Below are 413 nucleotides of genomic sequence, written 5' to 3' on the forward strand. Positions count from 1 at the left end.
GGGTCACGATCTCGCCGGGTTTGACGCTCAGCTGAATGTTATCCAGCACGTTTTGCCCGGACAGCGTGACGGCCACCTGTTCCAGGCGAATCAGCGCGTCACTCATCAGGCAGCCTTGCAACCAGCGCAGATGCCGACGATTTCGACGGTCTGACCTTCGACCTCGAAACCGACCTCGACCGCAGCACCGACCACGGCATTGCTGATGGCCGGGTGCTGCAACTCGATAGCCGCATGACACTCGCGGCAGATCAGGAACTGGCCCTGATGCGCGTGGGTCGGGTGGTTGCAGCCGGTGAAGGCGTTAAGGGACGCGATGCGATGGACCAGGCCGTTTTCCAGCAGGAAATCCAGGGCGCGGTAGACCGTTGGCGGCGCAGCGCGACGGCCATCTTCTTCGCTCAGGACCGCAA

1 protein-coding gene and 1 pseudogene are annotated in these 413 nt (G+C 62.7%); both read right to left on the reverse strand.

Annotated elements, in window-relative coordinates:
• Positions 1-106 (reverse strand): annotated as a pseudogene (locus EE949_RS18290) (zinc ABC transporter ATP-binding protein); the annotation flags it as partial.
• The coding region (locus tag EE949_RS18295) for a Fur family transcriptional regulator (RefSeq protein WP_164666801.1) at positions 106-413 on the reverse strand (308 nt) is incomplete at its 5' end. The pseudogene EE949_RS18290 and the gene EE949_RS18295, both read right to left, overlap by 1 nt.

This window comes from Pseudomonas viridiflava, from assembly GCF_900602065.1.
Taxonomy (GTDB): Bacteria; Pseudomonadota; Gammaproteobacteria; order Pseudomonadales; family Pseudomonadaceae; genus Aquipseudomonas.